Source organism: Bailinhaonella thermotolerans, assembly GCF_003594875.1.
Lineage (GTDB): Bacteria > Actinomycetota > Actinomycetes > Streptosporangiales > Streptosporangiaceae > Bailinhaonella > Bailinhaonella thermotolerans.
In genome coordinates this window covers 286,943-310,918 of sequence record NZ_QZEY01000001.1, presented here as the reverse complement: position 1 = coordinate 310,918, position 23,976 = coordinate 286,943, and the positions used below count along the sequence as shown (strand labels likewise).

Sequence of the window (23,976 nt, the reverse complement as noted above, 5' to 3'; positions counted from 1 at the left end):
GCCACCATGCTCCGCACCTCCCCCCGGAAGCCGTCGAACGGCCTCTTCCTCGTGGGCATGTTCGTCGACGCGCTCGGGAACGGCCTCTACGTCCCGCTGACCCTGCTGTTCATCCACGAGGTGACCGGCCTGCCGACACCCGTGGTCGGGGCGGGGGCGACCGTGGCGGCGATGATCGGCCTGGCCGCCAACCCGCTCGCCGGGGTCCTCATCGACCGGTTCGACGCGCGCGCCGTCCTGGTCGGGACGTACGTCATCCGCGCGCTCGGCTTCGCCCTCTATCCGCTCGTGTCCGGGTTCGGCCCGCTCGTCGCGGTCGCCGCCGTCATCGCCTGCGGAGACCGCGCCTTCTACCCCGCCTCGGCCGGCTACATCGCCGCCCTCACCGAGGGCGGGGGCCGCGACCGCCTCTACGCCCTCATGGCCACGGCCCGCAACGTCGCCTTCGGGCTGGGAGGCCTGCTGTCCTCCCTGGCCGTCACGCGCACCGGCGGCTACGCCCTGATCGCGGTGTTCCAGGCCGCCAGCTTCGTGCTCGCCTCCGCCTGCCTGCTCCTGGCCCGCCCTCCCCGTGCCGAGCCGGGACCGCGCCCCCGCGGCGGTTACCGCCGGGTGCTCGCCGACCGTCCCTTCATGGGCCTGGTCGCCGTCACCCAGGCGTTCACCCTGACCCAGCTCATCCTCTCCGTGGGCCTGCCGCTGTACGCCGTCACGGTCCTGGGCGCCCCGCCCGCCATCCTCGGCATCCTCTACACGATCAACACCCTGCTCGTCGCGGTCGGCCAGCTCCCCGTACGCCGCCTGCAGCGGCACGCCCGCCGTACCCACGCCATGGCCCTGTCCGGAGTGGTCTTCATCGCCTCCTGCGCGGTGTACGCCGGCGCCGCCCTCCTCCCGCCCGGCCCGCCCCTCGTCGCCGCCCTGGTGACCGCCACCCTCGTCTTCACCGCGGCCGAGCTCATGCAGGCCACCCCCTCCGCGTCCCTGGCCGCCGGCGCCGCGCCCCCGGCCCTGCGCGGCCGCTACCTGGCCGTCCACCAGATGACGTGGGCCGTGGGCCAGGTCGTGGCCCCCGCCGGCTTCTCCCTCCTCCTCGGCACCGCGCCCCCGCTCCTGTGGGCCGTCCTCGCCGCCCTCCTCGCCATCGCCTCGGCCGCCCTCCTGCGCCTGTCGGCCCACCTTCCCCCGGAAGCGGCCGGCCGGCCCAACCCGCCCCAGGCCCCGCCGGGCGGGCGCACGCCTGACCACGCCGGCACCTGAGCCACGGGGGTCCGTGCTCAGGTGGCCTTTCCCCGGCCGGCGCGGCGTTCGCGTACGGCCGCCGCGGCCTCGGCCACCCGGGCGTCGAAGGCGTCGAGTTCCGCGGCCTCGGCGGCGGTGGGGACGAAGGCGCGCCGGTCGCAGGGGGTGCCCGCGCGCCATATCCGCTCGATCGCGCGGGTCTCGGTGATGTCGGCCAGCGGGTCACCGGACACGAGGACCAGGTCCGCGCGCAGCCCGGGCGCGACGCGTCCCCGGTCGGCGAGGCCGAACACGCGCGCCGGCTCGGCCGTGGCGGCGGCCAGGGCCCGCGCCGGGGTGAGGCCGCACCGGACGAGGAGTTCCAGTTCCCGGTGCAGGCTCGCCCCGAACACCGTCCCCGGGTTCGGGGCGTCGGTGCCCGCCAGCAGGGTGACCCCCGCGCCGGCCAGCCGCCGTACGTTGTCCTCGGCACGGGAGTAGGGCGGCGTTCCCCGGCCGCGCCATCCCGGGGCGGCCGAGGCCAGCCGGCGTGCCCAGGCGTCCCCGAGCGCCCCGGCGAGCCGCGGGTCGGCCGGCACCGTGGCGCCTTCCGGTTCGCCGAGGGTGTTCTCGGCGGTGACGAGGGTCGGGCCGACCGCGATCCCGGCCTCGGCCACGCGTTCGGCCAGGGCCCGGTCCAGCTCGGCGTCCGCGGGGACATGGGCCACCACGTCGACGCCGGCGGACACGACCTGCGCGACCCCGGCCACCGAGCTCACGTGGGCGACGACGACCAGGCCGCGGGCGTGCGCGGCGGTGACCAGCGCCTGGATGGTGCCGGAGTCCAGGGAAGGCCAGAGACCCCCGGGGCCGGAGAAGATCTTCAGATGGTCCGAGCCCTCCGCGACCCGGTCCGCGACGAACCGCTCGGCCTGCCCGGGCGCGGTCAACGCCGGGAACGGGGCGTACATCATCGACGGGTGCCCGCCGGGCGCGGTGGCGCCGATCCCGGAGGAGCGCACGTCGGCCACATCAGGGCGGGAGGCGGCCTCCTCCTTGGCCCTGGCCACCCGCCCGGGTTCGCTGAACATGTCGAGAACGGTGGTGACGCCGAAGGTCAGCGATCGCGCGAGGGCGCCGGGAACCAGATGGACGTGCGTGTCGATCAGCCCGGGAAGCACGGTCCCGCCGCCCGCGTCGACCACCTCGTCGCCTTCCCGGGCGGCCGAGACGCCCGAGCACTCGGTGATCACCCCGCCGGCGAACCGGACGGACGTCCACTCCCGCGGCCCCGTCCCGTCGAACACCCTCGCGTTCACGATCGTGGTACCCACCGCCACGCCGCCCTCCCTCAAGAGATCCTCATCGACCCGCCCGGCGGAGGCCGCCCCCAGGTGGGGGAGCGATCCTCGACTCGCGCCATTCCAGCCGCCTCACCGGGCCCGATCAACGACCGACCCGGCCACGGAACGATCACCGGGAGGACTCGATCGAGGTGGGGAGGGCGGTGGAGATCCGGCGCGCGCTCCGCGCCGTCGACCGCGCCGCCGCCGCGGCCGCCGGCATCGCCGCCGGGAGCAACGGCCGGTGATCGCGGCCCGGCCCTCACCGGGGCGGCGGAGCGGCCTCAGGTGGGGGCGGTGGGGCGAAGGAGGTTGATCAGGGCGCTTACGGCGGGGTTGGTGTCGTGGCCGGTGCGGGTGACGAGGGCGACGGTGCGGGTCGCGGTGTCGCCGATGATGGGGATGGTCCTCAGGCCGGCCTCCTCCGCCACGCCCACGGGCAGGATGGCGATGCCCAGGCCGTGCCTGACCAGGGAGACCAGCAGTTCGAGCTGGGTGGTGCGCAGGACGATGCGCCGGTTGAGGCCGGCGTCCAGGCACAGGCGGTCGACGACGGTCTGCAGCCCGGTGCCCGCCTGGAACTCGACGAACGACTCCGCCTCCAGGTCGGCCAGCCGTACGCCCGTCTGGCCGGCCAGCGGGTGGCCGGGACCGGTGGCCACCGCCAGCGGCTCGGTGTCGCTGGCGATCACCGTGAGCGCGGCGGGCAGGTCCTCCTCGCCGCACGCGAGGTAGGCCAGGTCCAGCTCGCCGCTGCGCAGCGCCTCGATCATCTCGTCGACCGGGGCCTCCAGGAGGCTGATCTCGACTCCCGGATGCGCCTCGCGGAAGCGCGCCAAAGCCTCGGGGAGGTCGACCCAGGTGAGCATCTGGATCGTGCCCAGCGCCACCTGGCCGCGCAGCAGCCCCTGCACCGCGGAGATCTCGGCCTTGGCCGCCCGCGCGTCGGCGAGGATGTGGCGGGCGATGGGGAGGAGCGCGCGGCCGGCGGGGCTGAGCTCGACGCGGCGGGTGGTCCGGTCGAAGAGGGTGGCGCCCAGCTCGCGTTCGAGCTGGCGGATGGACGCGCTCAGTGACGACTGTACGACGTTCACGTCGCGCGCCGCCTGGGTGAAGCTGCGCCGCCGCGCCACGGCGAGGAAGTGCGAGAGCTGTCTGAGCTCCATTTATCGGCCGTCTCGATGAGGGTGAGCAATTCTATCTGTTGGACAGAATAACCCCATTTCGGGCACCCTGAACGCAGAGCGTGAACATCCAACAAGGGGGTTGGCCCGTGACTGCCAGGAGCATCGCCGCCGAGCCGTTCGATCTGGACCTGGATCTGGAGAAGACGGCGCTGGTCGTGATCGACATGCAGCGGGACTTTCTGCAGCCGGGCGGCTTCGGCGAACTGCTCGGAAACGACGTCTCGCTGCTGCGGGGCGCGATCGAGCCCACGCGGGCGGTCCTGGACGCGGCGCGGGCGGCCGGGATGCTGGTGATCCACACGCGCGAGGGGCACCGCACCGACCTCGCGGACTGCCCGCCCGCCAAGCTCACCCGGGGCGGCAAGACGTTCATCGGCACCGACGGGCCGATGGGCCGCATCCTGGTCCGCGGCGAGGAGGGGCACGACATCATCCCCGAGCTCTACCCGATCCCGGGTGAGCCGGTGATCGACAAGCCGGGCAAGGGCGCGTTCTACGCGACCGACCTGGAGGCGATCCTGCGCGGCCGCGACATCCGGACGCTGCTGGTCTGCGGCGTGACCCTGGAGGTGTGCGTGCACACCACGGTGCGCGAGGCGAACGACCGCGGCTTCGAGTGCGTGGTCCTGGAGGACTGCGTGGGCTCCTACTTCCCCGAGTTCCTCCGGGTCGGCCTCGACATGATCAAGGCCCAGGGCGCGATCTTCGGCTGGGTGTCGGACTCCAAGCGCGCCGTGGACCTCCTGAACGGCTAGCCCGTCATGGTCGCCGTCTCCAAGGGCTATCTGGTGCCGGCGGCGGACTTCGCTGGAACGGTCCACAGCGTCTTCGCGACCGCGTGCAACCTGACCGTGGACGGCCGCCTGCTGACCGTGCACGACGCCGCCGCGCCGCACACCCCGACGTCGGTGCGCGTGGTCTCCTGGCGGCCCAGGGCGCGGGCGGGCGGCCCGGCCCGCTGCGCGGGCGGGATCCTGACGTTCGGCGAGCACGCGCTCGACCTGCGAGCCCTTCCGGTCTGGACGCCCCCGCCCCCGCCCCCGCCCGCGGCCACCGTGCCGCCCGCGATCACCGCGGCCCGTGAGGTCGCGAGGATCCGCGAGCGGCACGTCGAGGCGCGGGGCATCCCGGCCGTCCCCGGGCTCGCCGCGCGAGCGGAGAGCCTGCTGGAGGCGCTGACCGGCCGGCCGCGCGACGTCCCCCGGGCCGTGGCGGGACTGGTCGGCCTCGGGCCCGGCCTGACCCCCAGCGGGGACGACCTGCTGGTCGGCGCGCTGGCCGTGCTGTCGCGAGCCGCGCCGGGATCGGCGTTCGCGGGGTCCGCGTTCCCCGCCCTGGCGTACGGCGTGCGCCGCCATGCCCACCGCACCACCGACGTCGGCGCCCACTACCTCCGGCTCGCCGCCGCTGGCCACTTCGGCGAGCCCCTGGTGAACCTGGTGGACGCGCTCGTCACCGGGGCCGCCCGCGCGGCGGTGCCGGCCCTCACCCAAGCCGCGCTGCGCGTGGGAGCCAGTTCGGGAGCCGACGGCGTCGCCGGCGTCCTGCTCGGCCTGCGCGCGCTCGGTTCCTCCCCAGATCGGAAGGCGGCATGAGCAGCATTCGCGAACATCGCATCTACCCCAACCGCTATCAGGACTCGGTCGCCCTGATGGCGCTCTCCGCGGCGCTGGCCGAGCTGCCCGGAGTCGAGACGGCCTCCGTCGTGATGGGGACCGGCGCCAACCTGGACAACCTGCGCGAGGCCGGGCTGGGCGAGGTGGACGCGGGACCCGGCGACCTGGTCGTCGCCGTGCTGGGCGAGGAGGAGGCCGTCGCGCGGGCGCTGGAGCTGGCCGACGAACGGCTGGCCGAGCAGCCCTCCGGCGACGCCGGCGACGGCGCCGTGGCGCGGCGCACGCTCCGCACCCTGCGGCAGGCCGTGGAGGAGAACCCGGCGCACAACCTCGCGCTGATCTCCGTGCCCGGCCCCTACGCCGCGGCCGAGGCGCTCAAGGCGCTCCGGCTCGGCCTGAACGTCATGGTCTTCAGCGACAACGTCCCCCTCGACCAGGAGATCGAGATCAAGCGCTTCGCGGAGGAGCGGGACCTGCTCGTCATGGGCCCCGACTGCGGCACCGCGATCGTCAACGGTCTCCCGCTCGGCTTCGCCAACGTCGTACGGCGGGGCCGGATCGGCGTGGTCGGCGCGTCCGGCACCGGCACGCAGGAGATCACCACCCGCGTCCACCAGCTCGGGGAGGGGATCTCGCAGGCGCTCGGCACCGGCGGCCACGACCTGTCGGCGGAGGTCGGCGCGATCTCCATGCTCCGCGGGCTGCGCGCCCTCGCCGCCGACGAGGAGACGGACGTCATCGTGCTGGTCTCCAAGCCCCCGGCCGAGACGGTCGCCAAGACCGTGGTCGAGGAGGCGCGCACGCTGGACGTGCCCGTCGTGATCTGCTTCCTCGGCGCCGACCCCGCCGCGTTCGGCGGCGACGGCCAGGGCGTCCACTTCGCCCGCACGCTGGCGGGCTCCGCCGACGCCGCCGTGGCGCTCGCCCGGGGGGAGACCCCGCCCGCCGAGAGCGCGGCGCCGCCGTACGACCAGGTGCGCTTCGCGCCGGGGCAGCGCTACCTGCGCGGCGTGTTCACCGGCGGCACGTTCTGCTACGAGGCCCAGCTCCTGGCCCAGGACGCGGGCATCCAGGCCGCGTCGAACACCCCCGTGGCGGGCAACCTCGCGCTGGCCGACGTCCGGGCCAGCACCGGGCACACGATCCTCGACCTGGGCGACGACGCGTTCACCCAGGGGCGGCCGCACCCCATGATCGACCCCCTGCCGCGGGACGAGCGGCTCCTCGCCGAGGCCGCCGACCCGGCCACCGCCGTCGTGCTCTTCGACGTGGTGCTCGGGTACGGCTCGGCGGACGACCCGATCTCCGGCCTGCTCAAGGCCATCGGCGAGGCGAACGCCCGCGCCGGGCGCGAGGGCCGGGCCCTGGCGTTCGTCGCGCACGTGTGCGGCACCGACGACGACCCGCAGGACCGGTCGGCCGTCGTCGCGCGGCTGCGCGAGGCCGGGGTCCTGGTGGCCGAGAACAACGCCCAGGCGGCCGCGATCGCCGCCGGGATGACCCCATGACCGGGGAAGGAAGGCGAAGGCATATGTGGAGCGAGCACCTCGACGTGGTGAACGTCGGTCTCGCCGGTTTCGGTGACAACATCCGCGACGCCGGAGGGTCGGTGACCACCCTCGACTGGCGTCCCCCCGCGCTGGGCGACCCGGGCACCGCCCTGGCGCTGGCCAGGATCGCCGGCCACCCGGAGATCGAGCGGGCCAACCAGGTCGCCTTCGAGCGCTACCTGTCCGCGCAGCCGGTGCTGACCGACGTCATGCCCGCCGGGGAGGCCATCCCCGCGATGGCCGGCGAGCGCCTCATCCTGCACTCCGGCCCGCCCATCGCCTGGGATCGGATGGCGGGCCCGGTCAAGGGCGCCATCGCCGGGGCCATCGTCTTCGAGGGCTGGGCGCCCACCCCGGAGAAGGCGGCCGAGCTGGCCGCCTCGGGCGAGATCTCCTTCTCCCCGGCACACCACCACGGCGCGGTCGGCCCGATGGCCGGCGTGATCAGCCCGTCGATGCCGGTGTGGGTGGTGCGCGACGCCACCTCGGGCAGGCTCGCCTACAGCAACTTCAACGAGGGGCTCGGCAAGGTCCTCCGCTTCGGCGCCAACGGCCCCGAGGTGCTGGAGCGGCTGCGGTGGATGAGCACCGAGCTGGCGCAGGCGCTGCGGCCCGCCGTACAGCGGCTGGACGGCCTGGAGCTCAAGCCGCTCATCGGCCAGGCCCTGCACATGGGCGACGAGGTGCACAACCGCAACGCGGCGGCCACCGGCCTGCTGCTCAAGCGCCTGCTGCCCGCGCTCATCGCGACCGGGCCGGACAACGCCGTGCTGAGCCGGGCCGCCGAGTTCATCACCGGCAACGACCACTTCTTCCTCAACGTGTCGATGGCGGCCTGCAAGGCCATGCTCGACGCCGCCGCCGGCGTGCCCCACAGCTCGATGGTCACCGCGATGGCGCGCAACGGCGTGAACTTCGGCATCCGCGTCTCCGGCACCGGCGACCGCTGGTTCCAGGCGCCCGCCAACCCCGTCGACGGCCTCTTCTTCCCCGGGTACGGCGTGGCCGACGCCGCCCCCGACCTCGGGGACAGCGCGATCACCGAGACCGCCGGGCTCGGCGGCTTCGCCATGGCCGCCTCACCCGCCATCGTCAAGTTCGTCGGCGGCACGCCCGCCGACGCGACCGCGCACAGCCGCCGCATGCGCGAGATCACGCTCGGCGTCAACCCGGTGTTCACGCTGCCCGCGCTCGACTTCGGCGCGAGCGCGGCGGGCATCGACGTGCGCTCCGTCGTCGACACCGGCATCCAGCCCGTCATCAACACCGGCATCGCCCACAAGGAGGCCGGAGTCGGGCAGATCGGCGCCGGCGTCACCACCGCGCCGCTGCCCTGCTTCACCCAGGCCGTGGACGCCCTGGCCGACGGGCTCGGCCTCGCCGCCGGAGCCGCCGCGTGAGCGCCGGGCTCGCCGTCGTCGCGTTCGGCGGCAACGCGCTCGTGCGCGACCCCGAGCACGAGTCCATCCCGTACCAGTACGAGACCGTGGTGCGGACCGTGCCGGCCATCGTCGACATGATCGCCAAGGGCTGGGACGTCGTCGTCACCCACGGGAACGGCCCGCAGGTCGGCTTCATCCTGCGCCGCTCCGAGCTCGCCGCCGCGGAGGTCGCGCCGGTGCCGCTGGACTACGCCGTCGCCGACACCCAGGGCGCGATCGGGTACATGTTCGTCAAGGCGCTGTCCAACGAACTGGCCGCGCGCGGCCTTCGCCGCCCGGTCGTCAGCCTGGTGACGCAGACCGTCGTGGACCCCGCCGACCCCGCCTTCGACCGGCCCGCCAAGCCGATCGGGTCGTTCTTCGACGAGGAGACCGCCCGCCGTTACGCCGACGAGCTCGGCTGGACGGTCGCCGAGGACTCCGGCCGCGGCTGGCGCCGTACGGTCGCCTCGCCGGAGCCCGTCGAGATCGTCGAGCTCGGCACCATCCGCGACCTGGCCGGCCGCGGCACCGTGGTGGTGGCCGGCGGCGGCGGGGGCGTGGCCGTCGCCCGCGACGGGGACGGCCGCCTCACCGGCGTCGAGGCGGTGATCGACAAGGACCGCGCCGCCGCGCTGCTGGCCGCCGAACTCGGCGCCGACCTGCTCGCCATCCCGACCGGCGTGGACCGGGTGGCGATCCACTTCGGCACGCCGCAGGAGCGGTGGCTCGACCACCTCACGCCGGAGACCGCCGCCGAGTACGTCGCGGAGGGGCACTTCGGCGAGGGCAGCATGCGGCCCAAGGTGGAGGCGATCATCGACTTCCTCCGGGCCAGGCCCGCGGCGAGCGGCCTGATCACCGCCCCCCACCTGCTCGCCGACGCCCTGTCCGGCGCGGCCGGCACCTGGATCAGCAAGGGAGACAACGCATGACCACCACCAACGGGGTGGCGCTCGCCGTGAACGGCACGCTGATGCGCGGGCTGGAGCTCAACGGCAACCTCGTCGACGCGGGCGCCACGTTCCTGCGCGAGGACTCCACGGCGCCCTGGTACCGGCTGTGGAGCATCGACGACCGGCATCCGGCGATGATCCGTACCACCGACGGCAGCGGTGTGTCGGTCGCGGTGGAGGTCTGGGAGGTGCCCGCCGAGGGACTCGCCGGAGTCCTGCTGTCCGAGCCCGCCGGCCTGTCGATCGGGAAGGTGAGCCTGGCCGACGGCACGGAGGTGCTCGGCGTGATCGGCGAGCCGTTCCTGGTCGAAGGCAAGCGGGAGATCACCGAGTTCGCGGGCTGGCGGCGCTACATCGCGACGCTCGGGAAGGGTTGACCATGTCCGCCGACACTCCCGCCAAGCGGGCCGAGGCCGCGTCGGGAGCGCCCGGCCACCGGATCGCGCTGATCCTGCTGGGCATCATCATCACGCCCGTCGTGCTCTCCTCGCCGACGCTCGGCAGCGGCCTGCCGTTCCCGAGCGTGATCACCTCGGTGCTGGCCGGTTCACTGATCCTCATGATCGTCGCGGTGCTCACCCTGGCGATCGGCGAGCACGCCCGGCAGCCCACCTACGACGTCGTGCGCTTCCCCTTCGGCCGCGCCGGGGCCAAGGCGATCACCGCCCTGCTCGGCGTGAGCGTGTTCGGCTGGGCCGCGGTGACCGCCAACGGGTTCGGCACCGCGGCGCGGCGCCTGGTCGCCGAGCTGACCGGGGCGCAGGTCCCGCTGCCCGTGCTCGTGGCCTTCGGCTGCGTGCTGTTCGTGGCGGCGACGGCCTTCGGCTTCGAGATCCTCGGCAAGGTGGCGCAGTTCGCCGTCCCGGTGATCGCGCTGCTGCTCGGCTACCTCGTCTACGTCTCCCTGAGCTCGGCGCGCGACTTCGCCACGCCGTCGTCCCCGATGGACTGGGGCGTGGCAGTCTCGTCGGTCGTGGGCACCGGCACCGTGCTCGCCGTGACCTCCGCCGACTTCGGCAGCTTCGCCCGCGGCCGCAGACAGGCCCTGACCGGCGGCGTGCTCGCCTTCGGCGTCGCCTACCCGCTGCTGTTCCTGGCGGGAGCCGTACCGGCGGCGCTGACGGGCCAGGCCGCGCTCATCGACGCCATGGCGATGATCTCCTCGGCGCTGCCGGCGGTCGCGCTGCTGGTGTTCGCCGCGATCACCGCGAACGCGGGGAACATCTTCCAGGGCACGCTCGCCGTGTCGTCGCTGTTCCCCCGGGCCAGGAAGGGGCAGGTCTCGATCGCGCTCGGCGCGGGCGCGGCCGTGCTCGGCAGTCTCGACGTCGCCGCGTGGCTGCCGGACTTCCTGCTCTTTCTCGGCATCGCGGCCCCGCCGGTCGCGGGCATCATCATCGCCGACTTCATCCGCTACCGTCGGCACGGCTACGACACGGCCGCGCTGGCGTACGGCGGGGCGGTCCGGCTGCCCACCTTCCTGGCCTGGGCGGGCGGGTGCGGGGTGGGCTACCTCACCGCGTACGGCACCTTCTCGCTCACCCACATCCCGTCGATCGACTCCCTCGTGTCGGGGGGCCTCCTCTACGCCCTCATCACCGCCCTCGCGACGAGCACCCGCCGCGAACGCGAGCGCACCGCCGCGTAGCGCGTCCCGCGCCGCCGCGTCCGGCGCCCCGCGCAGGCGCCTTCCCCACGACGCTTCCGCCGCGTCCGGGAAGGCGCCTCCGGGCCTCCCCGGCGCGTCTCACCGGGCCGGGCGCCGTCGCCTGGCGTGGAACCAGCGGGAGAGCCTGCGGCCGATCAGGAAGTAGGCCAGGACGGCGCCGGCGGTGTTGAGGATGACGTCGTCGGCGTCGAACGCGCGGCCGAGGACGAGGACTCCCTGGGCGACCTCGGCGGCCAGCGACAGGAGCCCGGCCACCAGCCCGACGCGCAGCGGGCCGCGCAGCCGCTCGGCCACCAGCGGCAGGATCACCCCCAGCGGCGCCATCAGCACCAGATTCCCGCCGACCTGCAGCAACGCCGCCCTCACGCCGGGCCGGTCAAGGTAGAAACGCAGGCTGGCCCCCGGCTCCAGGTTGCCGGCGGCCTCGCCCTCGGCCCCCGGCACCGGGGTCAGCAGCACCCGGGCCAGCACCCACAAGAACACCGCCAGGGCCGCCAGCGCGACCACCAGCCCGAGGACCCAGCGCAGGGAGATCCTGCCCGTCCCGCCTCCGCGCGCGGGCGGCCGCTCCTCCCGCGACGACCGGACGGCGCTCCGGCTCAAGATCGACAAAACGCTCCCGCCTCCCTCGCTCACCCGCCTCGCGGCGTGCCGGACTCCTGCTCAGGGAAGAGCTGCTCGGTCGGCCTGCCTTTACCCACGCGGGCGGCGCCCATTCCATCGAGGGTCGCGGGGCGGAGAGAGCCTGATCCGCCGGGACGAGAGCCTGATGTGGCGGGAACAGGGGTCCTGAGAAGGGAAGGGCGGGGAGCCGATGCGGCGACGCCGCCGCCCGCGGCGGGACGAGGCCGGCTCACGACGGCCGGCCGTCCCACCGGTCCCGCGGGCGGTGTCCGCCGCGGGTGCGGCGGTTAGCCCCGCTCGCCGGCGTCGCCGCCGGGTTTCTTCCCCGGAGGGCTCTCGACCGCGTAGGAGTACCGGTCCAGCGGCAGGACCATCGACTGGCCGGCGGACAGCGGGAGCCTCGGGCCCTCGCACCCGAACCCGTGGGAGATCCAGACGCGGCGAGCGGTGGCGTTGGTGAAATCGCGCGTGCCCTCGGCCGTGATATTGCACCCCGGCGCGGGCTTCAAGCACGTCACGTCCGCGTCGTGCCCGAAACACACGTGATTGGCCGTGCCATGGGCGGGCGAGACGCCGACAGCCGCGCTCGAAGCGGAAAGAAGGGCGGCGGCCGCCACTCCCACGCCATGGGTCTTCATTCTCATCACAATTTCATCCTCTCTTTCGCCGGTCGTGATTCCCCTTCTCAACGGCCTTCCTGTGGCGTTGTCCGACGCCATCTGCCTACCCGCTGTGATCGGTTGTATTGCGCACGGGAAAGGGTGGTCGAATCGCGGTGTGAATTCACGCGCGATATCCGCTGAAAAAGCTTCTTGGCGGATCAGAAGTCATTAGAGCAGGAAATGGCCTGCTTGATGGGATTCAGAACTGTTTGTACGGATGAATCGGGCTTTTCGCGAAGCCCTCGGCGCCCGTCCGGCCTCGCCCGCGCGTCGGGCCTCCGGCCGCCTGTGAGGCCAGGGGAGGTGACGGCGGGCCGCGCGGGGCTGGGACGGCGGCGGCCGGTCAGGGCGGCGCCCGGTGAGGGCCGCATCCCTTGGCGTGGCTTCTCGATGACGCGCCCACGGACGCCCGACCTGGCGGGGGAGCGAGCGGGGCGGTTCCGGGGCAGCGGAAAGGGCGGCGCGCCTGGCGCCGCCCTTTCTGCTGTGTTCGCCGCGGGGTCAGCCCGGGTTGCGCGGGTCGTTGACGCCGCCGTCCCGGGTGCTGCCGTAGCCCGGGGTGCCCGGGCCGTAGGTGGTGCCGCCGCCCTGGTGCTGGCCCTTCTTGCGGCCCATCAGGCCGAGGAGGCCGAGCAGGCCGAGCAGGCCCCACAGGCCGTGCTTGCCGCCGCCGTCCCCGTTGTCACGGGTGGGCTGCGGGCTCTCGGTCGGATCGGCGGTCACGATGCCCGCGCGGTCCGGGGCGTCCGCGTGGGCGAGCGACGCCGGCCCCAGCCCCACCATGAACGCGCCTGCCAACGCGATGCTCACTGCGGTCTTTCTCATTTCGAGCTTCCTCCCGGACGTCTCCATCGGGCCGTCAGGACTACTAACCGGGAGGCGGCGCGCGACGCCCCGCGCCGGTCAACGTCTGGTCAAGACTCCGCAAGCCCGCCGGTCCGGCCGGGCGAGCCCTGTCCGGGACCCGGGGCGGAAGGGGCGATCAGCGCCGGCGGAGGTCCCCCGCCAGCGCCGCCTCGGCGCCGGAATCGCGCGGGGCGGCGGGGGGCGTGTTCGTCAGCGAATGGTCAGGGGCGGGTCAGGGGGAGGTCGTCTTCGGGGCCGTCCGGGGGTTAGCGGCCGATGATGGGCGTGCCTGGGGAGAGGGGGTCGCCATGTGTCCGGCGCGAGGCGGGGGCGGCAGGGTGTGGGACGTCGTGGTCGTCGGGGCCGGGCCCGCGGGGGCGTCCGCGGCCCGCGTGGCGGCCGAGGCCGGCTGCCGCACGCTGATCCTGGAACGGGCCGCGATCCCGCGGTACAAGACCTGCGGCGGGGGACTCATCGGGCACGCCCAGGCGGCGCTGCCCCCCGGCCTGGCGGTCGAGGAGCGAGACGTCACCCGCGCCTTCACGTTCAACTGGGTGGGCCGCAAGGAGCGGACGCTCACCTCGGCAGGGGAGCGGCCGATCCTGATGGTCTTCCGCTCCGAGCTGGACGCCGCGCTGACCGAGGCCGCGGCCGGGGCCGGCGCCGAGGTGCGCGACGGCGTGGGGCTGGCCGGGCTGCGCGATGAGGAGCTGATCAGCGTACGGACCTCCGGCGGGGACACGGTGCGCACCCGGGCGCTGGTCGGCGCCGACGGCAGCGCCAGCAGGGTCGCCCGGCACGTCGGGGTGCGCTGCGCCCAGACCGACCTGGCGCTGGAGGTGGAGGTGCCGGTCACCCGCCATACGGCGGCGCGGTGGCGGGGCCGCATGCTGATCGAGTGGGGGCCCCTGCCGGGATCGTTCGGCTGGGTGTTCCCCAAGGGGGACATCTGCACCGCCGGGGTCGTGGCCGCCCGGGGACAGGGCGAGGCCACCCGGGCGTACATGCGGGACTTCCTGGCCCGGTACGAGCTCGACGGGGCGACCCCGCTGCACGACACCGGCCATCTGACGCGGTGCCGCCACCCGGATTCGCCGCTGGCGCGCGGCCGTGTCCTCGTGGCCGGCGACGCGGCCGGGCTGTGCGACCCCTGGTCGCGCGAGGGCATCTCGTTCGCGCTGCGCTCCGGCGTCATGGCCGGGCGCGCGGCCGCGCGGATCGCCGGGGCGGCCGACGGCGCGGCGGCCGAGCGGGCCGGCGCCGACTACGCGCGCGCGGTGACCGCGACGCTGGGGGCCGAGCTGGACGCCTCCCGCCGGGTCATGGACCTCTTCCTCAGGCGGCCCGGCCTCATCCACGGCGGGCTGACCAGGGTGCCGCCGGTCTGGCGGCTGTTCGACCAGTACATCAACGGCGAGACCACGATCCCCGCGCTCCTGCACCGCCCCGCGGCCCGGCTGGCCCTCGGGGCGCTCGGCCGCCTGGCCTGACCGGCGCCGGGCCGGTCCCGGTCGGGCCGGCGGCGGTCCGGCCGGCGGCGGTCCGGGCGACACCGATCCGGGCGTAACCGGCCCGGGCGAAGGTGGTCCGCGCGGACCCGCCGCACACGCACGAGAACCTCCAGTGGAAGGACACGCGAGTTGAGTTCGTCGAACAACCCCCGGCGGCAGGTGCCGGTCGCCATCGTGGGCACCGCGTGCCGGGCGCCCGGCGGCGTGACCGACGCCGACGGCCTGTGGCGGCTGCTGCTGGACGAACGCGACGCCGTGGCCGGGTCGGGTCCGGGCCGCCGGTGGGAGGAGCACGAGCGCGTCGTCCCCCACGACCTGGCCGACAGCGGGACCCTGCGCAACGGCGCCTTCCTGGACGGGATCGAGCTGTTCGACCCGGCGTTCTTCGGCATCCCCGCCAAGGACGCCTCCTCCGTGGACCCCCAGCACCGGCTGCTGATGGAGACCGGCTGGGAGGCGCTGGAGAACGCCGGCATCGCGCCCCGGTCGCTCAAGGGCAGCCTGACCGGCCTGTTCGTCGGCATCTCCAACACCGACTACGCCAAGCGGTTCAAGCTCACCGAGGTCGACATCTACCAGGGCATCTCGGCCGTCCCGTCCGGCGCGCCCGGCCGCATCTCCTACTTCCTGGACGTGAACGGCCCCTCCCTGGCCGTGGACGCCGCCTGCGCCTCCTCCCTGGTCGCCGTCCACCTGGCCTGCCGCTCGCTGCACGACGGCGAGGCCGACCTGGCGCTGGCCGGCGGCGTGACCGTCCAGTTGGAGTGGGCCGGCAACGTGGGGTTCGCGCGGGCGGGGGCGCTGTCCTCGCGGGGGCGCTGCGCGGCGTTCGACGCGAGCGCCGACGGGTTCGTGCGGGGCGAGGGCTGCGGCATGGTCGTGCTCAAGCGGCTGCCCGACGCCCTGCGGGACGGCGACCGGATCCTGGCGCTCATCACCGGCACCGCGATCAACCACGCCGGCCGGGTCCAGGGCATCACCCAGCCCTCTCGCGCCGCCCAGCGCGCCGTCCTCGCCGCCGCGCTGCGGGTCGCCGGCGTGACCCCCGGCGACGTCCGCTACGTCGAGACGCACGGCACCGGCACCCCGGTGGGCGACCCCATCGAGTTCGCCGCCATCGACGACGTCTACGGGACCGGCGGCGACCCCTGCGCGCTGGGCTCCCTCAAGACCAACATCGGGCACCCCGAGAGCGCGGCGGGCGTGCTGGGGCTGATCAAGGCCGCGACCGCGGCGCACACCGGGCTCATCCCCGCCAACCTCCACTTCCGGCGCTGGAACCCCGCTGTCAAGGCCGACGGCACCCGCTTCTTCGTCCCCACCCGGGCCACCCCCTGGGAGGACGCGGCCGGGCCCCGCCGCGCCGGCGTGTCCGCCTTCGGCGTGACCGGGGCCAACGCGCACGTCATCGTCGAGCAGCCGCCGCCCCGCGCCCCGCGGCGGTCCCGCCCCGCCCCGCCCGCCCGGACGCGCGTCTACGCCGTGTCGGCGGCCACCCCCGGCGGCCTGACCCGGACCTGCGCCCGCCTCGCCGAGAGCCTGGACGCGGCCGGGCCCGCCCAGCCCGCGCTGGAGGACGTCGCGCACACCCTCGCGGTACGGCGCAGCCACCTGCCCCACCGGGCCTGCGTCCTGGCCGCCGGCCGGGACGACCTCCTGGCCGGGCTGCGGGCCCTGGCCGGCGAGCGGCACGACGACCGCGCGGTCCGCGGCACGGCCGTCCTCTCCGACGACCCGGTCTGGGTGTTCTCCGGCCACGGCTCCCAGTGGCCGGGCATGGCGCGCACCCTGCTCGGCCGCGAGCCGGCCTTCACCGAGATGATCGACCGCCTGGACCCGATCGTCACCGCGGAGGCCGGGTTCTCGCTGCGGCGCCGGCTCGCCGAGGGCGCGTGCGGCGACCGCATGGACGAGGTGCAGCCCCTGGTGTACGCCGTCCAGGCCGGGCTGACCGCGATGTGGCGAGGGTGGGGGGTACGGCCCGCCGCCGTGGTCGGGCACTCCATGGGCGAGGCCGCCGCCGCGGTCGCCGCCGGCGTGCTGTCCCCCGAGGACGGCATGCGCGCCATCGTCATCCGCTCGGCGATGCTGCAGCGCGTGGCCGGGGGCGGCATGGTCAGCGTGGCGCTGCCCGCCGACCGGGTCGCCGCCGAGATCGACGGCCTGGACGGGGTCTCGGTGGCGGTGGTCACCGCGCCGTCCTCCACCGTCGTCGCCGGGCACGCCGAGACCGTGCGGGAGCTGATGGCCCGCTGGCAGGAGCGCGGCGTGCTCTGCAAGCGGATCTCGGTGGTGGTCGCGGCGCACTCCCCGCAGGTCGAGCCGATCCTCGGCGACCTCGCCGAGCGGATGTCCTGGCTCGCCGGGGCGCCGCCCGAGGTGCCCTTCTACTCCACCAGCGAGGACCCGCGCCGGCCGTTCGTCTTCGACGCCGCCTACTGGACCGCGAACCTCCGCAACCCCGTGCGCTTCGACCTGGCCTGCCGGGCCCTGATCGAGGACGGGCGGCGGCTGTTCCTGGAGGTCTCGCCGCATCCGCTGCTGATTCCGGCGGTCGAGGAGACGGCCGCCGCCCTGCGCGTGCCGGTGATCACCACGCCGTCCCTGGCGCGCGACCGGGACGCGCGCGCCGCGATGTGCGCGTCGGCGGCGGCCCTGCACCTGGCCGGGGCCCCGGTGGACCTGGACGCCGTCAACGGCGGCGGCGCGCCCGCCGTACTGCCGCCCACGGCCTTCGACCGCGCCCGGTTCTGGGAGCCGTCCGGCCGGAACGGCGCCCGCGCCGGCCACATGTGGCTGGGCGAGCGCGTGGCCGTGCGCGACCCGGACGCCGACGACCGCACCCGGCACGTGTGGGAGGCCGACCTGGGCACGGAGCGGGTCGCCTGGCTCGGGCAGCACGTCCTGCACGACAGCCCCGTGGTCCCCGGCGCGGCGTACGTCGAACTCGTCCTGGCCGCCGCCGCCGAGCTGCTGGAGTGCCCCCTCGGGCGGACGCGCGTCGCCGACGTGCGCTTCGAGCGCCTGCTGCCCCTCGCGGACCGGGTGCCGGTCCAGGTCAGCGCGGCGAACGTGGGCGAACGGGTGCGCGTGGAGATCTCCCGGCGGCAGGGCGGGGCCTGGGAGCTCATCGCCTCGGCCCACGTCACCCGGGCGGAACAGGGTCCCGGCGACCGGCCGCCCCTGGCCCCGCCAGAAGGGGGCGCGCGGGACCTCGCGCGGGTCTACGCCGCGCTCGCCCGCATGGGCCTGAACACCGGCCCCGCCTTCCACTCGATCACCGAGGTGGCGGCGGACGGCGTGACGCGCGTGCGGGTCCCGGACGAGGCCGTCATCCGCGCCGCCGCCCCCCGGGTGCACCCCGCCCTGCTCGACGGCTGCGTCCTGTCGGCGGCCATCGGCCTGATCGACGGCGACGGCGAGCCGGGCCCGGGGAGGCCGTGGCTGCCCGAGCGCGTCGGGGCGATCGTCCTGCCCGACGATCCCCGCCTGATCGCCCGGGTCCGCCCCGAGGTCCGCCGGGAGGGCGAGGACGTCGCGACCGGCCGCGCCGACCTGTACGCCGAGGACGGCCGCTGGCTGGGGGCGCTGGAGGGCCTGCGCTTCGTCCGGGCCGCCAGGCGCTCGCGGGCCCAGCGGCTGAACGGGAAGCTCGTCGAGATCGCCTGGCGCGAGGTGGAGGCTCCCCCCGCTGCGGATCGGCCCGCCCTCGGGCCCGTCGCCGTGATCGGCGAACCCGGCGACCCCGGCCACACCGCCGAACGCCTGGCCAAGGCCCTCTCCGGCCGGGCCGAGTCGGTGACCATCTGCACGCCGTACAACGACCTCGATCCGGACGCCGAGACCGTGGTGTGGTGCGCCACCGGCCGGCTGGACGCCCTGGACCGGGTGAGCAAGGTCGTCGCGCTGCTGGGCGCCTGCGCGCGGCGGGGCGGTTCGCCGCGCCTGTGGCTGGCCAGTCGGCTCGCCCGCCAGGTCCTCGCGGACGACCCGGTGGACCCCGGCGCCTGCGCGCTGCGGGGACTGCTGCGGGTGGCCTCCTTCGAACAGCCCGAGGCGGCCGTGAGCTGGGTGGACGCCGACGACGACGCCGGCATCGCCGCCGAGGTCCTGGCCGGGGACGTCGAGACCGAGGTCGCCTGGCGCGCCGGGCGGCGGCACGTGGCCCGGCTGGTGCCCGCCCCGCTGGGTCCCCGCCCGGTACGGCCGGAGCGCGTCGTCGAGGTCGTCGCCGGGCGGGAGGAGTACGCGCTGCGCGCGGAGCCGGGGAAGGGCCTGGACGGGGTGCGGCTCGTCGCCACCGGCGAGCCGCCGCCCGAGCCGGGGCCCGGCCAGGTGCTGATGCGCGTGGAGGCGGTCACCGTGCACTTCCGGGACGTCATGATCGCCCTGGGCGTCTACCCGTCGGAGAACGGGAGCACGCCCGAGCTCGGCTCCGACGCCACCGGCGTGGTGGTCGCCGCCGGGGACGGCGTCGAGGACCTGCGGCCCGGCGACCGGATCACCGCCCTGGTGCCCCACGGGACCGGCTCCATCGCCTCGCACTGCCTGGTCCACGCCGGCCTGGCCCTGCCGCTGCCGCCCGGCGCCGATCCGGCCGCCTTCGCCCCCGTCGCCGCGACGTACGGCACCGTCTGGCACAGCCTGGTCGACGTCGCGCGGCTCGCCGGAGGGGAGACGGTGCTCGTCCACTCGGCGGCCGGCGGGATCGGCCAGGCGGCCCTGGCGGTCGCGCGGCTGCGCGGCGCCACCGTCATCGCCACCGCCGGCACCGAGGAGAAGCGGAATCACCTGCGCGAGCAGGGCGTCGAGCACGTCTTCGACTCCCGGAGCCTCGGCTTCGCCGACGAGGTGCGGCGGGTCACCGGCGGGCGCGGCGTGGACGTCGTGCTCAACTCGCTCAGCGGCGCCGCCATGCGCGCCTCGCTGACGCTGCTCGCCCCGGGCGGCCGCTTCGTGGAGATCGGCAAGCGCGACCTGTACGAGGGCGCGCGGGTGGACCTGTCCACGTTCCGGCGCGGGAACACGTACGCGGCCGTCGACATCGCCCTGATCGGGATCGAGCGGCCCGCGGTCATCAGGGAAGCCGCGCGCCGGGCGATCGCCGAGATCGGCGCCGGGCGGCTCCCGCTGCCGGACGTCACCGCGTTCCCGCTGGCCGAGGCGCCCGCGGCGATCAAACGGCTGGCCTCGGGCGACCACATCGGCAGGATCGTGCTCACCTTCCCCGAGCCCGGGCGGCGCCTCGGCGTCCTGGCCCCCGAACGCGAGGACGTGGTGCGCCCCGGCGGCGCGTACGTCGTCACCGGAGGCACCCGCGGCCTGGGACTGGAGGCGGCGCGCTGGCTGGCCGAGGCGGGGGCCGGGCGGGTCGTCCTCGGCGGGCGCGGCGAGCCCGGCGCGCGCGAGAGCCGGACGGTGGCCGCCCTCCGCGCCGGCGGCTGCGAGGTGGAACTGGTCCGCGGGGACATCGCCGACCCGGCCACCGCGCGCCGCCTGGTCGCCGCCGCCGGAGAGGACCTGCGCGGCGTCCTGCACACGGCCGTGGTCCTCGACGACGCGCCGCTGAGCGCGCTCACCCCCGAACGGGTGGCCCGCGTGTGGCACCCGAAGGTGGCCGGCGCCCTGAACCTGCACGAGGCCACGGTCGGCGCCGACCTCGACTGGTTCGCCGTCTTCTCCTCGATGGCGGCCCTGCTCGGCAATCCGGGGCAGGCCAACTACGCCGCGGCCGGGGCCTGGGTGGACGCCTTCGCCCAGTGGCGGCAGCGGCGCGGGCTGCGCACGCTCTCGGTCGACTGGGGGGCGTGGGGCGAGGCCGGCCGGGCCACGGACTTCGCCGAGCGCGGCTTCGACACCATCGCGACCGCGGAGGGCTTCGCCGCGCTGGGCGAGCTGCTGCGGCACGGCAGGGTCAACACCGGCGTGTTCACCTACCAGCCGGAGGTCATGTTCCGGCTCTTCCCGGCCGCCGGGCGGGCCCCGCTCCTGGCCGAGCTGGGCGGCGGGGCGGCCGGCCCGGAGGTCCCCGCGGACGCCTCCGCCGTACGCGCGCACCCGCCGGGCCCCGCCAGGACGCAGCTCGTCCAGGACGTGGTGGTGCGCACCCTGGCCGCCCTGCTCGGAGCCGATCCCGCCACCGTGCCCGCGAACGCGATGTTCACCGACATCGGCCTGGACTCGCTCCTGGCCGTCGCCCTGGTGCACCGGCTCCACCAGGCCCTGGACGTGACGCTGGCACCCGCCGCCGTCTGGGCCCACCCCACCGCCGCCCGCCTGGCCGCCCACCTCGACGACGCGCTCGCCCAGGAGCGGTGAGGGACGGGGCGCGGAGACGGACGGCCCGGCGACCGCGACGCCGCCCGGGTCCCGCCCGTGCGGTGTCGTGGTCGTCCGGTGTCGTGGTCGTCCGGTGTCGTGGTCGTCCGGTGTCGTGGTCGTCCGGTGTCGCGGTCAGCCGGTGTCGTGGTCAGCCGGTGTCGCGGTCAGCCGGTGTCGTGGTCAGCCGGTGTCGCGGTCAGCCGGTGTCGCGGTCGCGGGCGGCGGCGAGCTCGCGGACGGCGGCGGCGACGGCGCGGAAGTCCTCGCGCAGGATCCGGCTGTGATTGCTCGCGACCCTCGCGCTCATCCGGACGTTGGGGTTGCGGGCCAGCACCGGGCCGAGCGTGGCGCGCATGCGCTCCATCTCGTCCCGGCCGCCTCCGAGGTTCCCGCCGGTCGCCACGACGTACCGGACCGGGCAGGTCACCTCGTCCAGCACCGGGCCGAGGGCGGCGCACACGTCGCTGAGCTCGATGTTGCTCTGGGCGTGCTGATCGGCGGACATCCTCCCGGCCATGCCCAGCACGGCGAGCAGCGGCAGCAGCGGGGCCGACCTGCGCCACAGCCGCCGGATCCGCTCCTCGGCGTAGGAGAAGTCGTACGGGTACCCGCCGTCCACGCACACCACCCCCAGCACGCGGCCCGGGTTCCGGGCGGCCCAGTGCAGCGCGACGGGCGCGCCGTACGACCAGCCGGCCAGCAGCGGCCGCTCCACGCCGCGCGCCGCCAGGACGGCGCCCACGTCACGGACGTGCGCCTCGAACGAGGCCGCCGAGGCCGAACGCCTCGACCGGCCGCGGCCGCGCATGTCGTAGGTGATGTGCCGGAAGTCCCCGCCGAGCTCGGCGATCACGCGCCGCCAGTACGCCCGCGAGGCGAACTGCCCGTTGAGGTACATCACGCAAGGTCCCGCGCCGCCGCTGTCGGTCACGGCCAGCGCGCTGTCATCGACCGGGACCATCCCGGCCCAGAAAGACGAATCATCCACCCCTTCACCGTCCCCCCTGTCCCAAGGTCAAGGTCAACCCCGGGTGGCGTACGGTCCTGAGACGTCACCCGGCGGAGCGCGGCCGGGGCGGACGGCCGAGGAGTCCCCGGAGGGTGTGGCGCAGGCGGAGGTCGTCGTGGATCGCGGCCCAGCCGCCGTCCCAGCTGTGCCGGCGGCCCGACGTCAGCACGGCGCGGACCTCGCGCCGGTATCCGGCGGGCAGGTCGCCGCCATCCGCGAGATAGGTGGCGGCGGCCTGGGCGACGGGCGCGGCCCGGCCGGAGAGCAGATCGGCGATCGGGCCGAAGAGCGCGCCCACGCCTTCGGCGGCGTCCCCGGTGACGCGGATGAGGGCGTGCGCGGCCTCCACGCGGGTCCAGGGCTCTCTGGAGGAGGCGAGCAGCCGCAGGACCGGCACGTGGGCCGCGGCGGCGGACCCCAGGCCGGCCAGGCGGCGGGCGGCGATGTGGGACTCGCCCAGGAGGGGGCCGAGGGCCCGTACGGCGGGGCCGGGGTCCCCGGTGACCCGGGCGTACGCCCACGGGACCGCGACCGCCGCCTGCCCGCGCGCCCAGGGCTGGTCGAGGCCGGCCCCCGGGTCGCGGAGCAGGGCCCGCAGGGCGGGCCCGGCCTCGGCCGCGCCGGGACCGATGGCGCCGAGGGCGTCGGCCGCCCAGTGGCGCAGCCGCCCGCCGAGCAGCTCGATCAGCCAGGGTACGGCCGGCGCGGCGGCGGGCCCCCAGGCGTGCAGAGTCCGCAGCAGGGCTCGTCCCAGGTCCGGGTCCGTCCCGGGGCCGAGCCGCCGCGTGATCACCGGGAGGAGTTCGGGCGCCCAGGCGGAACAGGGTTCCAGGACCTGCGGCAGAGAGGGCGGCCACAGCGGGTACCCGGTCTTGCCGGTGTGCGCGGACGCGAGCGGGAACGCCGGCCGCCCGGCGGCGACGCAGGCCGCCAGCCGGGGCAGGCATCGCCGGTCGCCCGACCAGGCCGCCCCCCACAGGGCCACGTCGGCGATCCGGGGCGCCCACGAGGCCGCGCGCTCGTCCCGCTCGTCCAGGTGCGCCGCGAACACCTCGGCGTCCTCGCGGGTGTGCCGGGCGTGCGCTGCCAGCAGGTGCAGCGCCAGGGTCCGCGTGTGCGTGTCGGGGTCGGCCAGGCGATCCCGTAACGCGGGAAGCAGCCGGACCGGGCGGGTGGAGATCGACAGCAGCTCGGCGGCCGCGAGGGCGGCGCCGCGGCGGCGGGCGGGGTCGGGGTGGGTCAGCAGGGCCAGGCAGATCCGCTGCCGGGCGTCCACGTCCCCGTCCAGCCGCCCGATCACGGCGGGCACGAGGGCGGCGGGGCCGCCGGGGAGGCGCTCCCCGGCGGCCCAGGCGGTCAGGTCGCCCGACAGCCCGGCGATGACCGGCCCGGCCGGGACGGGGCGGCCGGGCAGGGCCCGCGCCAGGGCCAGGGTGGCGGCCAGCGCCACCGGCTCGTCCCGGTGGCAGGTCAGGTCGCGCAGCCACAGCAGGGTCTCCGGGAGGGTGGCGGGGGTCAGGGAGGTGGCCAGTTCGCCGGCCGCCAGCACGATCTCCAGCCGGGTGGTCTCATCCTGCGCCGCCCACCGCTCCAGCAGCGCGCCGGCGACCTCGTCGGCCCGCTCCGTGGTCTCGGCCAGCGCGAGGGCCGCCATCCGGCGGACGCCGTCGTCGCCGTCGTCCAGCAGGGCGATGAGCCGGGGAACGGCCCGGGCCCACGCCTCGCCCCAGCCGGGCGCGACCAGGTGCGGGGCCACGCGCCGCGCCTCCCCGGCCAGCAGCCTCACGATGTGCAGCACGTCGCTGCGGCGGGGCAGCCGCCCGGACTCGCCGGCCTCCAGCAGGAACGGCAGCGCCGCGACCGCCGCCGAGCACACGAATCCGCCCTGGTGGTAGAGCTCGTTCCCGAGCTCGGAGGCGGCCTCCGCGGCCTGCTCCGGGGTGGCCGCCAGAGCCCGGAACAGGCCGGGGATGTCGGCCTCGCCCGAGTAGGCGTACTCCAGTTCCCGCCAGGCGACCCCATCGACACCGTCGAACATGG

Annotated in this window: 17 protein-coding genes; 10 read left to right on the top strand and 7 right to left on the bottom strand. The window is 75.6% G+C overall.

Going from position 1 to position 23,976, the window contains the following annotated elements:
• Positions 1-6 precede the first annotated feature (6 nt).
• The gene (locus tag D5H75_RS01440) at positions 7-1,260 is read left to right on the top strand and encodes an MFS transporter (RefSeq protein ID WP_119924468.1); all 1,254 of its coding nucleotides are present in this window, start codon (positions 7-9) and stop codon (positions 1,258-1,260) included.
• Positions 1,261-1,277: 17 nt separating this feature from the next.
• On the opposite strand, the gene D5H75_RS01435 is transcribed toward D5H75_RS01440, so the two are convergent.
• Positions 1,278-2,561 carry an amidohydrolase family protein gene (locus D5H75_RS01435; RefSeq protein ID WP_119925163.1) on the bottom strand — a complete coding sequence of 428 codons (1,284 nt, stop codon included), beginning with the start codon at positions 2,559-2,561 and terminating at the stop codon, positions 1,278-1,280.
• A gap of 287 nt (positions 2,562-2,848) precedes the next feature.
• A complete protein-coding gene (locus D5H75_RS01430) occupies positions 2,849-3,730 on the bottom strand; it encodes a LysR family transcriptional regulator (RefSeq protein WP_119924467.1) in 882 nt (293 codons plus the stop codon).
• 107 nt (positions 3,731-3,837) lie between these two features.
• Here D5H75_RS01430 and D5H75_RS01425 point away from each other — a divergent pair, with 107 nt between their 5' ends.
• Genes D5H75_RS01425 through D5H75_RS01395 form a run of 7 tightly spaced genes read left to right on the top strand, consistent with a single transcriptional unit; the run spans position 3,838 to position 10,942 of the window.
• Positions 3,838-4,506 carry a cysteine hydrolase family protein gene (locus D5H75_RS01425; RefSeq protein ID WP_119924466.1) on the top strand — a complete coding sequence of 223 codons (669 nt, stop codon included), beginning with the start codon at positions 3,838-3,840 and terminating at the stop codon, positions 4,504-4,506.
• A 6-nt stretch (positions 4,507-4,512) separates the two neighbouring features.
• The gene (locus D5H75_RS01420) at positions 4,513-5,346 is read left to right on the top strand and encodes an oxamate carbamoyltransferase subunit AllH family protein (protein WP_119924465.1); all 834 of its coding nucleotides are present in this window, start codon (positions 4,513-4,515) and stop codon (positions 5,344-5,346) included.
• Positions 5,343-6,875 (top strand): acyl-CoA synthetase FdrA, encoded by a 1,533-nt coding sequence (fdrA, locus tag D5H75_RS01415; protein ID WP_202637719.1) that lies wholly within the window; start codon positions 5,343-5,345, stop codon positions 6,873-6,875. Before D5H75_RS01420 ends, fdrA begins: the two co-directional genes overlap by 4 nt.
• A gap of 23 nt (positions 6,876-6,898) precedes the next feature.
• Positions 6,899-8,317, top strand: coding sequence for a YlbE family protein (locus tag D5H75_RS01410; protein ID WP_119924464.1), 1,419 nt, complete (start codon positions 6,899-6,901; stop codon positions 8,315-8,317).
• Complete coding sequence (locus D5H75_RS01405) at positions 8,314-9,273, top strand: carbamate kinase (RefSeq protein ID WP_119924463.1); 960 nt, start codon at positions 8,314-8,316, stop codon at positions 9,271-9,273. Before D5H75_RS01410 ends, D5H75_RS01405 begins: the two co-directional genes overlap by 4 nt.
• A complete protein-coding gene (locus D5H75_RS01400) occupies positions 9,270-9,671 on the top strand; it encodes an allophanate hydrolase-related protein (protein ID WP_119924462.1) in 402 nt (133 codons plus the stop codon). Before D5H75_RS01405 ends, D5H75_RS01400 begins: the two co-directional genes overlap by 4 nt.
• Before the next feature lie 2 nt (positions 9,672-9,673).
• Positions 9,674-10,942 carry a cytosine permease gene (locus tag D5H75_RS01395; RefSeq protein WP_119924461.1) on the top strand — a complete coding sequence of 423 codons (1,269 nt, stop codon included), beginning with the start codon at positions 9,674-9,676 and terminating at the stop codon, positions 10,940-10,942.
• A 99-nt stretch (positions 10,943-11,041) separates the two neighbouring features.
• On the opposite strand, the gene D5H75_RS01390 is transcribed toward D5H75_RS01395, so the two are convergent.
• From D5H75_RS01390 to D5H75_RS01380, 3 genes are all read right to left on the bottom strand, one after another.
• The gene (locus D5H75_RS01390) at positions 11,042-11,575 is read right to left on the bottom strand and encodes a VanZ family protein (RefSeq protein WP_202637718.1); all 534 of its coding nucleotides are present in this window, start codon (positions 11,573-11,575) and stop codon (positions 11,042-11,044) included.
• A 299-nt stretch (positions 11,576-11,874) separates the two neighbouring features.
• Entirely contained in the window at positions 11,875-12,105 is a 231-nt protein-coding gene (locus D5H75_RS40765; protein WP_147425032.1) for a hypothetical protein, read from the bottom strand.
• 645 nt (positions 12,106-12,750) lie between these two features.
• Complete coding sequence (locus D5H75_RS01380; RefSeq protein WP_202637717.1) at positions 12,751-13,074, bottom strand: WGxxGxxG family protein; 324 nt, start codon at positions 13,072-13,074, stop codon at positions 12,751-12,753.
• Between the two features lie 329 nt (positions 13,075-13,403).
• Between D5H75_RS01380 and D5H75_RS01375 the strand changes: the two genes are divergently transcribed.
• Positions 13,404-14,585 (top strand): geranylgeranyl reductase family protein, encoded by a 1,182-nt coding sequence (locus D5H75_RS01375; protein ID WP_119924459.1) that lies wholly within the window; start codon positions 13,404-13,406, stop codon positions 14,583-14,585.
• 150 nt (positions 14,586-14,735) lie between these two features.
• Entirely contained in the window at positions 14,736-20,924 is a 6,189-nt protein-coding gene (locus D5H75_RS01370; RefSeq protein WP_119924458.1) for a type I polyketide synthase, read from the top strand.
• Positions 20,925-21,123: 199 nt separating this feature from the next.
• On the opposite strand, the gene D5H75_RS01365 is transcribed toward D5H75_RS01370, so the two are convergent.
• Positions 21,124-21,915, bottom strand: a complete 792-nt coding sequence (locus D5H75_RS01365) for an alpha/beta fold hydrolase (protein ID WP_242453929.1) — start codon at positions 21,913-21,915, stop codon at positions 21,124-21,126.
• Between the two features lie 64 nt (positions 21,916-21,979).
• Positions 21,980-23,974 (bottom strand): HEAT repeat domain-containing protein, encoded by a 1,995-nt coding sequence (locus tag D5H75_RS01360; RefSeq protein WP_119924456.1) that lies wholly within the window; start codon positions 23,972-23,974, stop codon positions 21,980-21,982.
• Positions 23,975-23,976 lie beyond the last annotated feature (2 nt).

What these genes read in the sequence shown, in the direction of transcription:
- D5H75_RS01440 (WP_119924468.1), top strand. Translation starts at nt 7, where the DNA reads ATGCTCCGCACCTCCCCCCGGAAGCCGTCGAACGGCCTCTTCCTCGTG.
- D5H75_RS01400 (WP_119924462.1), top strand. Translation starts at nt 9,270, where the DNA reads ATGACCACCACCAACGGGGTGGCGCTCGCCGTGAACGGCACGCTGATG.
- D5H75_RS01375 (WP_119924459.1), top strand. Translation starts at nt 13,404, where the DNA reads ATGTGTCCGGCGCGAGGCGGGGGCGGCAGGGTGTGGGACGTCGTGGTC.
- D5H75_RS01360 (WP_119924456.1), bottom strand. Translation starts at nt 23,974, where the DNA reads ATGTTCGACGGTGTCGATGGGGTCGCCTGGCGGGAACTGGAGTACGCC.
- D5H75_RS01380 (WP_202637717.1), bottom strand. Translation starts at nt 13,074, where the DNA reads ATGAGAAAGACCGCAGTGAGCATCGCGTTGGCAGGCGCGTTCATGGTG.
- D5H75_RS01395 (WP_119924461.1), top strand. Translation starts at nt 9,674, where the DNA reads ATGTCCGCCGACACTCCCGCCAAGCGGGCCGAGGCCGCGTCGGGAGCG.
- fdrA (WP_202637719.1), top strand. Translation starts at nt 5,343, where the DNA reads ATGAGCAGCATTCGCGAACATCGCATCTACCCCAACCGCTATCAGGAC.
- D5H75_RS01410 (WP_119924464.1), top strand. Translation starts at nt 6,899, where the DNA reads ATGTGGAGCGAGCACCTCGACGTGGTGAACGTCGGTCTCGCCGGTTTC.
- D5H75_RS01430 (WP_119924467.1), bottom strand. Translation starts at nt 3,730, where the DNA reads ATGGAGCTCAGACAGCTCTCGCACTTCCTCGCCGTGGCGCGGCGGCGC.
- D5H75_RS01420 (WP_119924465.1), top strand. Translation starts at nt 4,513, where the DNA reads ATGGTCGCCGTCTCCAAGGGCTATCTGGTGCCGGCGGCGGACTTCGCT.